Origin of the sequence: Butyricicoccus sp. OF27-2pH9A, from assembly GCF_027693185.1 — a bacterium.
Classification (GTDB): Bacteria; Bacillota; Clostridia; order Oscillospirales; family Butyricicoccaceae; genus Agathobaculum; species Agathobaculum butyriciproducens.
Genome location: NZ_JAQEXK010000028.1, coordinates 1 through 13,970, shown reverse-complemented (window position 1 = coordinate 13,970; position 13,970 = coordinate 1). Strand labels below are relative to the sequence as shown.

14 protein-coding genes are annotated in these 13,970 nt (G+C 53.8%); 7 read left to right on the top strand and 7 right to left on the bottom strand.

The features are described 5' to 3' along the window. Together PG722_RS13315 and PG722_RS13310 are read right to left on the bottom strand one after the other, a co-directional pair. The coding region (locus PG722_RS13315; RefSeq protein ID WP_270580828.1) for a hypothetical protein at positions 1-189 on the bottom strand (189 nt) is incomplete at its 3' end. A gap of 67 nt (positions 190-256) precedes the next feature. Beyond that, positions 257-496 carry a hypothetical protein gene (locus PG722_RS13310; protein WP_270580827.1) on the bottom strand — a complete coding sequence of 80 codons (240 nt, stop codon included), beginning with the start codon at positions 494-496 and terminating at the stop codon, positions 257-259. 874 nt (positions 497-1,370) lie between these two features. Here PG722_RS13310 and rpsO point away from each other — a divergent pair. Both rpsO and PG722_RS13300 read left to right on the top strand, forming a co-directional pair. Beyond that, positions 1,371-1,637 (top strand): 30S ribosomal protein S15, encoded by a 267-nt coding sequence (gene rpsO, locus PG722_RS13305; RefSeq protein ID WP_110435855.1) that lies wholly within the window; start codon positions 1,371-1,373, stop codon positions 1,635-1,637. Between the two features lie 246 nt (positions 1,638-1,883). Continuing rightward, a complete protein-coding gene (locus tag PG722_RS13300) occupies positions 1,884-4,007 on the top strand; it encodes a polyribonucleotide nucleotidyltransferase (RefSeq protein ID WP_118361866.1) in 2,124 nt (707 codons plus the stop codon). Between the two features lie 54 nt (positions 4,008-4,061). Here the strand turns inward: PG722_RS13300 and PG722_RS13295 are convergent, their stop codons facing one another. Continuing rightward, positions 4,062-4,265, bottom strand: coding sequence for a helix-turn-helix domain-containing protein (locus tag PG722_RS13295; protein WP_110435853.1), 204 nt, complete (start codon positions 4,263-4,265; stop codon positions 4,062-4,064). Positions 4,266-4,821: 556 nt separating this feature from the next. On the opposite strand from PG722_RS13295, the gene PG722_RS13290 reads away from it, so the two are divergent. Next, entirely contained in the window at positions 4,822-5,814 is a 993-nt protein-coding gene (locus tag PG722_RS13290) for a DnaD domain protein (RefSeq protein WP_270580825.1), read from the top strand. 3 nt (positions 5,815-5,817) lie between these two features. Next, positions 5,818-6,813, top strand: a complete 996-nt coding sequence (locus tag PG722_RS13285; protein ID WP_270580824.1) for an ATP-binding protein — start codon at positions 5,818-5,820, stop codon at positions 6,811-6,813. Positions 6,814-6,886: 73 nt separating this feature from the next. On the opposite strand, the gene PG722_RS13280 is transcribed toward PG722_RS13285, so the two are convergent. From PG722_RS13280 to PG722_RS13265, 4 genes are all read right to left on the bottom strand, one after another. Next, entirely contained in the window at positions 6,887-7,549 is a 663-nt protein-coding gene (locus PG722_RS13280) for a YczE/YyaS/YitT family protein (RefSeq protein WP_118481356.1), read from the bottom strand. A gap of 17 nt (positions 7,550-7,566) precedes the next feature. Next, on the bottom strand, positions 7,567-7,983 hold the full coding sequence (locus tag PG722_RS13275; protein WP_270580823.1) for a MarR family winged helix-turn-helix transcriptional regulator: 417 nt from the start codon (positions 7,981-7,983) through the stop codon (positions 7,567-7,569). A 654-nt stretch (positions 7,984-8,637) separates the two neighbouring features. Further along, complete coding sequence (locus PG722_RS13270; protein ID WP_118361876.1) at positions 8,638-9,660, bottom strand: LacI family DNA-binding transcriptional regulator; 1,023 nt, start codon at positions 9,658-9,660, stop codon at positions 8,638-8,640. 27 nt (positions 9,661-9,687) lie between these two features. Beyond that, positions 9,688-9,987 carry a hypothetical protein gene (locus PG722_RS13265; RefSeq protein ID WP_118481354.1) on the bottom strand — a complete coding sequence of 100 codons (300 nt, stop codon included), beginning with the start codon at positions 9,985-9,987 and terminating at the stop codon, positions 9,688-9,690. Here PG722_RS13265 and PG722_RS13260 point away from each other — a divergent pair. From PG722_RS13260 to PG722_RS13250, 3 genes are all read left to right on the top strand, one after another. After that, positions 9,968-11,629 carry a solute:sodium symporter family transporter gene (locus PG722_RS13260; RefSeq protein ID WP_270580822.1) on the top strand — a complete coding sequence of 554 codons (1,662 nt, stop codon included), beginning with the start codon at positions 9,968-9,970 and terminating at the stop codon, positions 11,627-11,629. The genes PG722_RS13265 and PG722_RS13260 overlap by 20 nt on opposite strands. A gap of 254 nt (positions 11,630-11,883) precedes the next feature. Beyond that, positions 11,884-12,759, top strand: a complete 876-nt coding sequence (locus tag PG722_RS13255; protein ID WP_118361882.1) for a sugar phosphate isomerase/epimerase family protein — start codon at positions 11,884-11,886, stop codon at positions 12,757-12,759. A 79-nt stretch (positions 12,760-12,838) separates the two neighbouring features. Continuing rightward, positions 12,839-13,867, top strand: coding sequence for a sugar ABC transporter substrate-binding protein (locus tag PG722_RS13250; RefSeq protein WP_270580821.1), 1,029 nt, complete (start codon positions 12,839-12,841; stop codon positions 13,865-13,867). Positions 13,868-13,970: the final 103 nt, after the last annotated feature.

Below are 13,970 nucleotides of genomic sequence, written 5' to 3'. Positions count from 1 at the left end.
TCCGATGATGATCGACGCAATCAAGGCTGCTAAGGAGTCCAAGTAATCATCTGATTGCTTTTTGAAGCGCCGTGCTGCCTGCGACCTCCCGGTTTGCGGCGGGTTTTGGAGCCCCGCTTGCAACATCCGCCATGCCCGCGGAAAGCGCAGCACGCTGCTTCTGATTGTATAAGAAAAGCCGCAGAGCATTGCTCTGCGGCTTTTTTCGGCACAAAATAAAGAGAAAGAGCCTGTCTGCGTTGCAGACAGGCTCTTTTCAATCCAGATAATCGCCTACCAGACTCCGGTTGTACTGCTTGATGATACGAATGACTACCGAACCATCCTCCTGCTCCGCCTCGTCTACGATCTTATGGCGCGTGCGGTTGCGCTCCAATGCCTGCTTGTAGTGCTCGACTTCCTCGCGCACCAGGCGCACCGCAATACTGTGCTCCAAATCCTCCTTCAGCTGAAAATGCAGGGTCTGACAAATGCACGCCGCCTTAATCCGCTTCATGTCCATTCCTCCTGTTTTGTAGATGAAATACGCAAAAAACAATATATACAGTCGTTTTTACATATTTATTATACTGAAAACAGAATTTTCCGCAAAGGCGGTTTTTCACAAAGTTTGGTGTTCCTCTGTTTGTGGAAAATCGCCATAGGCGCGCGGTTTTGTTTGTGCAGAACGGAAAAAGGGCGCACAATGTGCGCCCCTACGGTAAAAAAGATTCTCTGCCGCTCCCCTTTTTCGGAGCGGTTGCCGCTCTCCGATTTTCACCAGACTAAGAAATAAAGGAAACCGTAGTCCCAAGAGGATAGAAACCTTGGTGTCTATCCTTTGGGCCACAGGCTGAGGGTTAGCACCCACAGAAAACAGGTATGCGATCCCGTTTTTCCGTTCGGAAAAACGTACCCCAAAACGAATAAAAACGCGACATCAGGCCGCGCTGCTGCACCGCCCCGTCGCGTTTCTTAGCAATAAATAAAAACGGCAGCGAGCGAGAAGAACTCTCAAGCCCTCCACCGATGATGGTAGTAATTATAGCACTCTGCCTCTCGCCGGACAAGATTCAAATGTGCCAAAATCACATTTACAATTCATTCATAATTGTACAATCCGACAATTCACGCAGCAGTATTCCGCAGAAACTGACAACTTGTACAAAAACATGCCTGTTTTTTCGTCAAACGCGCGTCTGCTTTCGAGATTTTATGCTGAAATCCGCGAAAATCGCTTTACAAACAGTCATTTTCATGGTAATATAAATATACTTTCGCCCCGCGCTTAGCTGACGGACAAAGGGAGCGTTCTTATCGCCCCCATTCACCAAGCCGCGGCCCGGCCTGTGGGTGAGTAAAATTTTATTTATGAAAGGTGAACTACCGACATGATCCGTAAGGAAGACAAGACTGCCGTTATCGAGGCAAACCGTACCCACGCTACCGACACCGGTTCCCCGGAGGTTCAGGTTGCAATCCTGACCGCCCGCATCAAGGAGCTGACCGAGCACCTGAAGGTACACAAGAAGGATAACCACTCTCGCCGCGGTCTGCTGAAGATGGTTGGTCAGCGCCGTTCTATGCTGGCTTACCTGCAGAAGAAGGACATCAACCGTTACCGTGCCCTGATCGCTAAGCTGGGTATCCGTAAGTAAGAAAATGCGAAAATAGGGGAGCAGTCTGCTCCCCTGTTTCTGTATTTTAAGCTGGGCGGCATTATCGCTTTTTAGCAGTTGAAAGAGAGACCAAATCATGCAGAGCATGATTTGGAATTGAAAATGGAAATAGCGCTCTCCTTGCGCGATACAGCAATTCTCCATTTTTCCATTCCGCTTGGTTTTTGTTTCAAGTGCTAAAAAAGCTGCTGCCGCCCTCCCCAAACGATTAAAGGAGGAAACAAAATGGCAAACATCAACCACTTTGACTTCAAAAACTACCGCGTTTTTGAGACCGAGATCGCCGGCCGCAAGCTGACCGTCGAAACCGGCAAGATGGCACAGCTCGCTAACGGCTCCTGCCTCGTTCGCTACGGCGAAACCGCAGTGCTCGTTACCGCTACCGCTTCCGCAAAGCCGCGCGACGGCATCGACTTCTTCCCGCTCTCCGTTGACTTTGAGGAGCGTATGTACGCCGTAGGCCGCATTCCCGGCTCGTTCATGCGCCGTGAGGGCCGTCCGTCCGAGAAGGCGATCCTGTCCTCTCGTCAGATCGACCGTCCGATGCGTCCGCTGTTCCCGAAGGACTTGCGCAACGACGTTTCCATCGTCTGCACCGTTCTGGAGAACGACTACGACAACTCTCCGGAGGTAGTTGCTCTGCTGGGCGCTTCCATCGCAGTTTCTATCTCTGATATTCCGTTCGACTACGTTGTAGCCGGCTGCCAGGTTGGCATCGTTGACGGCAAGACCGTTATCAACCCGACCTCCGAGCAGCGCAAGGTATCCGAGATGGACGTTACCCTGTGTGCTACCAAGGACAAGATCGTTATGATCGAGGCCGGTGCACAGGAAGTTCCGGAGGACGATATGTTCAACGCACTCATGGAAGCACATGAGGAGCTGAAGAAGGTTTGCGCATTCATCCAGTCCATCAAGGACGAGATCGGCAAGCCGAAGTTCGAGTACGAGCATCATGACATCGACCACGACCTGTTCGACAAGCTCGAGGCAGCCTGCAACGACAAGTTCGAGGTTGCTATGGATACCGACGACAAGACCGTTCGTGACGCCGGCGTGCGCGCTATCGTTGACGAGTTTGAAGCAACTCTGGACGAAGAGTACAAGGAAGAGCACGGCGCTAACCTTGGCGAGTGCGTAGACAAGCTGCAGAAGAAGATCGTTCGCCGCTGGCTGGCAAACGGCAAGCGCGTAGATGGCCGCGGCATGGAAGAGGTTCGTCCGCTGGCTGCCGAGGTTCACGTTCTGCCGCGCGTACACGGTTCCGGCATGTTCACCCGCGGTCAGACGCAGGTTCTGACGCTCTGCACCCTGGGTACTCTGGGCGATGCGCAGGAGTTGGACACCATCTTCGAGGAGAAGGAGAAGCGTTATATCCACCACTACAACTTCCCGTCCTTCTCTGTTGGCGAAACCCGTCCGTCCCGCGGCCCCGGCCGTCGTGAGATCGGTCACGGCGCACTGGCTGAGCGCGCTCTGCTGCCGGTTATCCCGCCGGTAAGCGAGTTCCCGTACGCTCTGCGTCTGGTTTCCGAGGTTATTTCCTCCAACGGCTCCACCTCTCAGGGCTCTGTCTGCGGTTCCACACTGGCTCTGATGGACGCCGGTGTTCCGATCAAGGCACCGGTTGCCGGTATTTCCTGCGGTCTGATCACCGATGGCGGTCAGGAGACCACCTTCACCGATATTCAGGGCGTTGAGGACTTCTACGGCGATATGGACTTCAAGGTAGCAGGTACCAAGAAGGGCATCACCGCTATTCAGGTTGATATCAAGGTTGACGGTCTGACCCCGAACATCATCAAGCAGGCGTTCGAGAAGTGCCGCGTAGCCCGCTACGGTATTCTGGACGAGATCATGCTCAAGGCTATCCCGCAGCCGCGTGAGGACGTTTCCGACTGGGCACCGAAGATGACCACCATGCACATCAACCCGGACAAGATCCGCGAGGTTATCGGCAAGGGCGGCTCTGTAATCCAGAACATCGTTGCTGAGTCCGGTGCAAAGGTTGACATCGAGGACGACGGTACTGTTACCATCGCTGCTGTTAAGGCAACCGACGCTGACAAGGCGAAGAAGATGATCGAAGCGATCGTCAAGGAGCCGGAGCCGGGCGAGATCTACTACGGCAAGGTCGTTCGTCTGATGAACTTCGGCGCATTCGTAAACCTGCTGCCGGGCAAGGACGGCATGGTTCACATCTCCAAGATGGCTGACCACCGCATCGAGAAGGTCGAGGACGCTGTCAAGGAAGGCGACATGGTTTGGGTCAAGGTCATGGAGATCGACGACAAGGGCCGTGTAAACCTGTCTATGAAGGATGTTAAGCCGGAAGAGAAGATTCTGTAATTGAATTTCGGCTGAAATAGAAAAAAGGCTTCGGAGCGATGCTCCGAAGCCTTTTTATTCATCCGGGATATACTCGATAATGTCCGAAACACTGCAGTTTAGGATAAAGCACAATGTATCCAGCGTTTTCAGTGTGATTGTTTTACCGTGCTTCATGCGGTGCAGAATATTGGCGGAAAAGCCCTGTTTGTAAATTAAATGGTATTCTGTAACGCCTTTTTCTAAAAGCGTCCGGTAAAACGGAGCGTAACTGATCATGTACGATCACCTCACGCACAACATAACACGACCTAATATATTGACTATGCCTAATATATTGAGTATAATGTGTGTGAGGTGAGCTTATGGCTGAATTTTGTCTGGATTGTCTCAACCGTCTGGAGGGCACCTGCTATACCAAATGGGATGTTTCACTCTCTTGGAGCAAAGATATCTGCGAAGGCTGCAGTCAGCTTCGCCGAACCGTGATTTGCCTGCGTAAGCGGACAATTCGGCGGCAATATCTCGGTTTATATGATGATAATCACCGCAAATCACGCAAATAAACCCATATTGACTTTCCCCTTAAAACTACTATAATGAAGATAGAAAAAGAGCGCAGCCGGTTGACGGTTACTCTCTCACGTTTTAGTCAAAAGAAATTGACCGCATACTTGTGAGGTAGGGCGGTCATTTCTTTTTGCTTACTTGAATCAACGTTATACTGGCTGCGCCAAAAACCGAGGTTTCCCCTCGATTTTACCTATATATTGTATCATATCCTGTCGAACCGCACAATTCTTCCCTCTTCAAATGAAGAGGGATTTATGCTATAATGAGGGGTACACCAAAATCCACCGGAAAGAAGGACAAGCCCATGACCTCTGTGCTGCTGCCCGAGGGCGAACTGCGCGTAGCACGCTGCGACATGCTTGACAAGCTGATCGCGGTCGGCGACGGCGACGCGGCGCTGCTGTATCTTTATATCCTGCGGCACGGCGGCACGGACGGCTCCGCTGCAGCGCGTGCCCTGCGTCTGAGCGCCGACCGCTACGAACGTGCGGCATTTACGCTCAACAACCTGATCGCGCCGACAGAAAAAACCAAAGCAGCAACCGACAAATCCGCCGAAGCGCCGCGCTACACCGGCGATGAGCTGCGCCGCGCCCGTCTGGATGACCAGACCTTCTCCGGCCTTTGTGACGCAGCAGAGGGCATTACAGGCCGTGCGCTGACCGAGGGTCAGCTGCGCTGTCTGCTGACAATTTACGACTATCTCGGTCTGGACGCAGGCGCAACGATTGAGCTGCTCAGCTATCTGAAAAGCGAAAAGGGCACGGTCCGCACGACCGATCTGCGCCGAGAAGCCAACCAGTGGGCCGATATGGGCATTGTCACCGCGCAGGCGGCCCAGCAGTACCTGACACGCCGCGCGGATGAAAAACCGCTCAGCGAGGCGATCTACCGTGCACTCGGTGCGGATATCGAGCAGCCTGCGCCCAAGGAGCAGCGCGTCTGCCGCTTTGCACTGGCGCACGGCTTCCCTGCCGACGCAGTGGAACTGGCGGTGCACCGCACCGGTCAAAAGCAGGGACACAAAAGTCTGGATTACACGCTCGGCATTCTGCGCCGATGGGACAATGCGGGCGTACATACGGTCAGCGAAATCACCGCTCTCGAGCCGGAAACCCGCACGTCTGCCGTGTCTGCCGTGCCTGCCGCCGTCGGTCAGACACCCACACAGCCGACCGACAGCTCCACGCTCGCCGCTTGGGAGCAGGACTGGGCTGCACGCGTGCGCAGTCATCGCCGCAACACGGAGGAATAACCTATGGCATACGATAAAAAACTGCTCGCCGCCGCACGACGCGAGCTGGAACGCGAGCGCACGACTCACACCGAGGAGCTGGAAGCGCGCCGGCGTGAGATTTACACACGCGAGCCGCGTATCCGCGCAATCGACCGCGAGCTGAGCACCACGGCAGCGTCCGTTCTGCGGGCCGCAATGGAGTCCGGCGGAGACCCGACTGCTGCAATCGAAAAGCTGCGCGACCGCAATCTCGGTCTGCAGGAGGAACGCGGCGACCTGCTCCGGCAGCTTGGACTTCCCGCCGATTATCTGACCGACAAGCCGCTGTGCCCGAAATGCGGCGACACCGGCTACGCCGGCAGTGCGACCTGCGAGTGCGTCAAGGCGCGCTACGCCAAGCTGCTCAAGGAGCAGCTTTCCTCGGTGCTGCCGATTGCCGATCAGAACTTTTCCAAGTTCGACATGAGCTTTTACTCCACCCGCCCGGATGGCCGCAGCGGTATTTCGCCGCGCGAAAATATGGAATATAATCTAGGCGAATGCAAGGCTTATGCCGCAAAATTCGGCAAGGATTCCCCCAATCTGCTGCTGTTCGGCTCGACCGGTCTGGGTAAGACCTTTCTCTCTACCTGCATTGCCGAGGCGGTCTCCGCACGCGGATTTTCCGTGGCCTACGACACCGCCATCAACATTGTTGCCGCGTATGAGACCATCAAATTCGGCTCCGGTGACGGCGAAGCCGCCGCAGAACGCGCTGCACGCTACGAACGCGCCGATCTGCTCATTATCGACGATATGGGCACCGAAATGGGTACTGCCTTTACGGTTTCCGCGCTGTACAACCTGATCAACAACCGCCTGATGGCTAAGCGCCCCATGATCATCAACACCAACCTGCTGCCGGAAACGCTCAGCGAGAAATACTCGCCTGCCGTGGCCTCCCGCCTGCTCGGCGAGTTCCTGCCGCTGCGGTTCTTCGGTGATGACATCCGGCTGCTGAAAATGCGCAGAACATAAACAAATCCCTCTCTTTTTGCGAGAAAGAGAGGGATTTTTAGGTAACACCGCATAATTAAACTGCGGTGTTGCCTCAGATTTCGGATTGTTTGCCGAGCAGCTTATCGCGCCAGCGACCAAACCGATGCGTAATCATGCGCAGCTCGATACCGACAAGCAGCGCCGCGATAACCGTACCAATACCAACGCTGCCCAGTCCGTGCAGGAAGATCAGGCAGGTGATGAGCGAAATGCACACCATGGATACGTCAAACGCGATTTTGACGGTCGGGAACGGCTTGCCGGTCAGCGTGGAGATGGCCAGCATAGCGCCTTCACCGGCCAGCGGCATAATATCCGCCGGAACGTAGAAAAAGATGCCGATTGCAACGAAGACAGTGGCAATCCAGCACATCAGCAAACGGATAATCAGGTTGTCCGTCGAGGGAAACATTGCCGCGAGCGTGTTGCAGGTGGTTGTGAATGCGCCGAACACCATGCCGACCGGAATCTGCAGCAGGTTTTTGCATTCAAAGCGGCGGCGCATCAGCAGCATTTGCAGGATGACCAGAATAACGTGGAAAATGACGGTCGCAACGCCCATCTCAATGCCCCAGACACAGGTCATGGTGTATGGGATGGAGCTGACCGGCGACACGCCGAGATTGGACTTGACCGACAGTGCAATGCCGATAGTCATGACGAAGAAGCCGCCGAAGTAATACAGCAGCCGAATACCGAGTTTAGAGCCTTTCATGCCTATTTTATCCCCTTTTAGTTGTTTAGATTGCGATAAATGCGTTCAAGCAGGGCCTGTAACTGCTGCATCTCCTGCAGTGAGAAGCCGCGCAGCGCCTCCTCTTCTGCGGCTGCAAAGATATCATTCAAGCGGCGGCACTGTTCCCGGCCGAGGTCGGTCAGGCGGACATACACCGTACGGCGGTTTTCGTCGCGTGTGCTGCGTTCAAGCAGTCCGGCGCGTTCCATTCCCCCGAGGATGGTAGAAAGCGAGGACGGCTCGATATGGCAGCCCTGGGCGATATCCTTTTGCATGGCACCGTCGTGATCCTGCAGAAAGTCCAGCACTTTAGGTTGGCCGGTGGTCAGACCGAGCGGTTTGATGCGCGACATGACAAGTTTCTGCAGCATGGCATGGTCAGCCATGAGCAGGTAATGGGTGGAAAATTCCATTGCGTTCTCCTTTGTTCTAATTCAAACAGTTTGCTTTCTAATTATATGCCCATGGGTTCGGATTGTCAAATTGTATTTTTATACTTTTTGTTATATTTTCTTTCCTTATTATAGATTACTTTTAGTTATATTATCATTAGATATAACTTTACGCTGTTTTTAACGATTCTACGCCTGCGCGGCGCAGGCGTACAAGAGGGTCGCTACCAAGGTTTCTTACTCCGAATTTTGAAGCATTTTCGGTTTCAGCAATCCCGCAGATTCTGCAAAATACCGTAGTTTTCTCGAAACAAGTGTATAATAAAAATATTGGTTTATTATTAGTAAAATAAAACGAGAGCGTATAGCTTGAAATTGCTATACGCTCTCAATCTGTCAAAAAAGTATTATTTTAATTTTTACGCTTCGTGCGGTAGCACGCATTTAATAGAATTTCAAAGCAAATTCATAAAAACCGGGGGCGTGTACCTCGGTTTTTATACTTTAAGAGGGAGAAAGTTTCCGAATGGGAAATTTCGGACGTCCGTGTTTTGCGAAGTCAAAACACAGATTGTCGGAAAAACGAAGTTTTTCGACAGTCTCAGAGCGTATAGCTTGAAATTGCTATACGCTCTTTTTATGGTCTTGCAATCTATTTGAAAAAAGCATGAATTTTTACACATTCCCGCGGAATTTAATCGTAATATCCGTCATATTCATGCGCTCTCTGGGGAACTGGTGGCGCTCGAGGTAGTCGTAGAGCAGGCGGATCGGGAGCGTGCCCTGTGTTTTGACGTCCTGCCCGATGATGAAATCGACCGTACCGTTTTTTACCATTTTGATGTTGCCCTCGGTGACATCGTGAACGACGATGTGCAGCTTTTCGCTGCGGTGTGCGGCGTGCACGGCGCGGTAAACGCCCTCCCGTCCTGCGGAGGTCAGATAGATGCCGCGCAGCTCGCTGTCCGACTGAATGGCGCGCATAGCGATGCGCTCGGAAAGGCTTTCGTCGAGAAACGAGCATTCCGGGTGCAGAACCCGGATATCCGGAAAACTCTCCGCCATTTCGGTGCTGAAGCCGGTAAAACGCTGCGAGTCGGCATAGTGACCGCTGCGCTGCCCCAGAATCGGCAGCACGCTGCCGTGCCCCTGCATGACCATGCCGAGCAGTGCGGCGGCGGCGCGGCCGCTCGCGATGTTGTCCGTGCCAACATAGGCGATGCGGTTCGCATCGGTGATATCCGTGTTGAGCGTCACGACAGGGATGCCCTGCTGCTCACTGAGCGTGTTTATCCTGTCGCGCACGAGCGTGTTCGCGAGCGGCATGAGCGCGAGGCCGTCGATGTGCTCGGTCGTTACCAGCTCATCGATCAGCGTCAGCTGATGCTGCACATCCGTGTCCTGCATCGCGCGCACAATGACCGTGATGTTCGGGAGAAGCTCACGCTCGGAAAAGCTCTCGAACAGCTCGCACAGCATCTGCACGAAGGGCGAATGGTCGGAGTGGAGCACCACGCCGATCTTCCACTGCTGCGTCTGCTGCATGACGAGGCGGTTTGAGATATAACCCATTTCACGCGCCGTCGCGCGGATGCGTTCCGCGACTTCCTCGCGCACGCCCTCCTTGTGGTGCAGGGCGCGGTCCACCGTTCCGCGCGACACCCCGCAGCGGTCAGCAATCTGCTGCATCGTTACCATAAAATCACTCTCCTGCGTTATCTGTACTTATACTATATCATAAAATACAGCCGTGCGCCAGATGTTACATCTGCACGAAAATGTTGTACCGCACATCGCCAATGATACAATGATAGCGCTATTTTTATGCATAATATCATAAACACTCGCAATCTTAATATGCATAATCACGATATAATGCACGGATAAATGATAGTGCGCCCAAGCTATTGCAACCGGAAATCCACTGTGATATTCTGTGATTGTCAAGTGAACAAGGCCATTCACAAAACCGAAAAATTCCCCAAAAGAGAGTGAGAGAAACAAAATGTCATTTTTCAGTTCCATGATCTGGATCGCGCTGAGCTTCCTGTTTTTCACCGTCATGGTGGCAGTCATTTCAGCGTGGAAGACCCGAGATGACAAGCTCGACACCGCCGAGGGATACTTCCTCGCGGGGCGCGGACTGCCGGGTATTGTCATTGCAGGCTCGCTGCTGCTGACTAACCTGTCCGCAGAACAGCTTGTCGGCACAAACGGTCAGGGCTGGGCTTCCAATATGAGCCCGATCGGCTGGGAGGTTGGCGCGCTGTTCACGCTGTTTGCGCTGGCGCTGTGGTTCCTGCCAACCTACCTCAAAATGGGCACGACCACCATCCCGCAGCTGATGGAAGCACGCTTTGGCCGCGGCACCAAGCTGATGTTCTCGTTCGTCATCGTTGTGATGTACTCCATCCTCAATCTGCCGGTCATCCTTTACTCCGGTGCAGTTGTATTTGAGAATATCTTCGATATTTCCGGTATCTTCGGCATCAGCAAGTTCCAGGCTGTCGCAATCCTGTGTGTCGTCATCGGTATTATCGGCGGCTGCTACGCCATCTTCGGCGGTTTGAAAGCGGTTGCCGTATCCGACACCATCAACGGTATCGGCCTTATCATCGGCGGTCTGATGATCCCGTTCCTCGCGCTGACGTTGCTGGGTCACGAGACCACCGGCGGCGGTCTTGTAGAAGGTGTCAAATACCTCGTACAAACCGAACCCGAAAAGCTCAACGCATGGGCTTCGTGGGATGCTGCTGAACCGGCTCTGCCGTGGCCGCTCATCTTCACGGGAATGTTCTTCAACAACCTGTACTGGTGGTGCACGAATCAGTCCTTTGTACAGCGCGCACTTGCTGCAAAGAGCCTGAAGGAAGGTCAGAAGGGCGCGATCTACTGCGGTTTCCTCAAGACCATCGGCTTCTTCTATCTGGTACTGCCGGGCGTTATCGCTTACCACCTGCCGTCCATTCAGGACAAGCTGGCGGCAGCCGGTTCCTCCGCGATCGACTTTGCTTATCCGGCACTGGTTTCCGCCGTTGTTCCCAAGCCGGTCATGGGCTTCTTCGCTGCTGTTCTGTTCGGCGCGATCCTGTCCTCGTTCAACTCGGTGCTCAACTCCGCATCGACCATGTTTACCCTCGACCTGTACCGCACCGCCATCAATCCGAAGGCTTCGGATATGCAGTGTGTCAAGGTCGGCAAGATCTACGGCACCTGCGCCGGTACAGTCGCTATCTGCGTGGCACCGTTCGTTATGTTCGCCAAGGGCATCACGACCTTCCTCAACTCTATGAGCCAGTTCGTTTCCCTGCCGATCCTGTTCACCGTACTCGGCGCGCTGATCTTCCGCAAGGCACCGAAGTACGCGCCCAAGGTCATCACCGCTGTTCACGTTATCGCTTACGGCGCGTTTATGATCATCAAGCCCTGTTACCCCACCTCGGGTGAGCCGATTCATTATCTGTACGCCATCGCTGTGCTGTTCATCGTTGAATTTGCCATCATGTGGTATCTGAACAAATACCGCGGCACAGAAGAATATGTTCCGGCCGATGTCGGCGCAGTTGATCTGACCCCGTGGAAGTATCGCCATATCGTATGTATCATCGGTATCATTCTGGCGATCGGCATCTACATTCTGTTTTCGCCCATCGACATTGCCGCATGAGTATAATAAAGGCAACACCGCACAATTAAAGCGGCGGCGCTTTGCGGAAATTTTGTGCCCTGACTTTGGCTTCGGTTCCTTGCGCGAGTTCCGTCCGCGCTGCCGAGATTTCACGGTAATACGTCAAGTATTACCGCAAAACCGCGCCTCGTCAGTACGCAAAATTTACTCGCAAATCGCTCTTGTCCAATTATGCGGTATTGCCTAAAGTCTAACCAAGAACCTAATTGAGAAAAGAAAAGGAGAACAATACCATGAAACTCGGATTTAATGAAGCAAATGACCGTTTCTGCAAGAACCACAGTGTTATGATGGACCTCGAGCTGTGCGAGAAATACGGCTTCGACTGCATTGACATTCAGTCGGAGTGCCTGAACCGCGACCTCGAGGCCGGCAAGATCACCCTCGAGGAGATGGGCGCATGGTTCCAGAGCCACCACCTCAAGATGCTTTCCTACAATGCGCTGTGCTTCTTCAACATGAAGCAGACGCAGGAGGAAAAGGACGCCGTGATGGCTGAGCTGGACGAGATCATCCGCCGCTGCAACATCCTCGGTTGCAAGATGATCGTTGTCGTACCGAGCAAGGACATGAAGGAGCGCGGCCTGACCCCGACCCGCAAGGAAATCCGCGAGGATGCAGTTGCTGTTCTCAAGGAAATGGTTAAGAAGTGCGAGCCGCACGGCATCCGCCTGAGCCTTGAGTTCTGCGGCGAACCGTCCATGACTATCAACCGCTTCGAGGACGCTTACGCAATCGTTGAGGAAGTCAACAGCCCGCTGGTTGGTGTAACGCTCGATCAGTACCACTTCTACGCAATGGGCTCCGGCTGGGATACCCTCGAAAATGCGGACGGCAAGAAGATTTTCGTATGGCACCTGAACGGCACCGAGGATATGCCCTGCGGCGCTTACTACAACAACGACGAGAAGCGTCTGTGGCCGGGTGCCGAGGGCGACTGCCTGCCGCATGCACGCTACGCTGATACGCTCAAGAAGATCGGCTTTGACGGCGACTGCTGCACCATCGAGATCTTCCGTCCGGCATACTATGAGATGTCGCAGGAGGAGAACGTAAAGAAGTCCGCAGAAGTCACCCGTGCACACGTTGAAAAATACGCACAGTTCTAATATCGTAAAATCAGCAGTATCTCACAGCATATTCCCCAGCATTTATCACATTTTTTTGATCTGTAAAGGAGAATTTATTATGAGCTATCTGAAGAAAATCGGCGCACTGTTTGTTTCCTCCGCATTGATGGCATCCATGCTCGCAGGCTGCGGCTCGTCCTCCGGTTCCACCGGCGGCAGCGGCTCTCAGGCTGAGGGCGGCGATGGCAATTACAACATTTCCATCGTGTTCAAGACCACCTCGAACGAATACACCCAGTACATGATGGCAGGCGCTGAAAAAGCGGCGGCCGAGACCGGCGCAGTGCTCGACATGAAGGGCGCGACCTCGGAAACCGCATACGATGAGCAGCAGAACATGATCGAAACCGATCTGCACGCCAACAAGTATGACGCGATGATTATCGCACCGCTGCAGGGCGACATGGCTTCCACGCTGGTAAGCGGCACGGATATGCCCATCTTCGCAATCGACACGGACTTTAATGCACCGGAGAAGATTTCGTTCATCGGCATCGGCCAGAAGGGTGCAGCGGCAAGCGGCGGCGAAAAGGCTGTCGAGGCGGCGAAGGCAGCAGGCTGGGATAAGATCGAAGCAGCTTATATTGCGGGTGTTCAGGGTGACTCCACCGCAGATGCACGCCGCACCGGTTTCCAGGAAGGCATTGACGGCGCAGGCGGCACCTTCCTCGCAGACGAGGTGCAGTATGCTGATGCGGTAGCGGACAAGGCAACCGTCTGCATGGAAGGCATCATGCAGAGCCATCCGGAGGGTCTGGCTATCATCGCCTGCCACAACGACGACTGTGCAATTGCGGCAGCGCGTGCAGCAGCGAACAATCCGGCATACGCTAAGACCATCTTCATCGGCTTTGACGGCAATATTACCGCAGCACAGTCCATCCTCGATGGCGGCGAGACCATGACCGTTGCACAGAGCGGCTACGATCAGGGCTATCAGGCGGTTAAGACCGTTGTAGCACATCTGAACGGCGAAAAGGTAGACAGCTTTGTTGACTGCGGTACCAAGGTCATCGACAGCACCACCGCCGAGGATTACATGGCAACCCTGAAGAGCCAGATGGACGGCAAGGCAGTTGCACAGTAAACCGTAATACCATACGCTGCACTTGCAGCAGCAAGTGCAGCGTATCTATTAAACAATCACGTTTCTATAAGGAGAGAATTCCAATGGGCATTTTGAAAATTGG

What these genes read in the sequence shown, in the direction of transcription:
- PG722_RS13310 (WP_270580827.1), bottom strand. Translation starts at nt 496, where the DNA reads ATGAAGCGGATTAAGGCGGCGTGCATTTGTCAGACCCTGCATTTTCAG.
- rpsO (WP_110435855.1), top strand. Translation starts at nt 1,371, where the DNA reads ATGATCCGTAAGGAAGACAAGACTGCCGTTATCGAGGCAAACCGTACC.
- PG722_RS13300 (WP_118361866.1), top strand. Translation starts at nt 1,884, where the DNA reads ATGGCAAACATCAACCACTTTGACTTCAAAAACTACCGCGTTTTTGAG.
- PG722_RS13295 (WP_110435853.1), bottom strand. Translation starts at nt 4,265, where the DNA reads ATGATCAGTTACGCTCCGTTTTACCGGACGCTTTTAGAAAAAGGCGTT.
- PG722_RS13290 (WP_270580825.1), top strand. Translation starts at nt 4,822, where the DNA reads ATGAGGGGTACACCAAAATCCACCGGAAAGAAGGACAAGCCCATGACC.
- PG722_RS13285 (WP_270580824.1), top strand. Translation starts at nt 5,818, where the DNA reads ATGGCATACGATAAAAAACTGCTCGCCGCCGCACGACGCGAGCTGGAA.
- PG722_RS13280 (WP_118481356.1), bottom strand. Translation starts at nt 7,549, where the DNA reads ATGAAAGGCTCTAAACTCGGTATTCGGCTGCTGTATTACTTCGGCGGC.
- PG722_RS13275 (WP_270580823.1), bottom strand. Translation starts at nt 7,983, where the DNA reads ATGGAATTTTCCACCCATTACCTGCTCATGGCTGACCATGCCATGCTG.
- PG722_RS13270 (WP_118361876.1), bottom strand. Translation starts at nt 9,660, where the DNA reads ATGGTAACGATGCAGCAGATTGCTGACCGCTGCGGGGTGTCGCGCGGA.
- PG722_RS13260 (WP_270580822.1), top strand. Translation starts at nt 9,968, where the DNA reads ATGTCATTTTTCAGTTCCATGATCTGGATCGCGCTGAGCTTCCTGTTT.
- PG722_RS13265 (WP_118481354.1), bottom strand. Translation starts at nt 9,987, where the DNA reads ATGGAACTGAAAAATGACATTTTGTTTCTCTCACTCTCTTTTGGGGAA.
- PG722_RS13255 (WP_118361882.1), top strand. Translation starts at nt 11,884, where the DNA reads ATGAAACTCGGATTTAATGAAGCAAATGACCGTTTCTGCAAGAACCAC.
- PG722_RS13250 (WP_270580821.1), top strand. Translation starts at nt 12,839, where the DNA reads ATGAGCTATCTGAAGAAAATCGGCGCACTGTTTGTTTCCTCCGCATTG.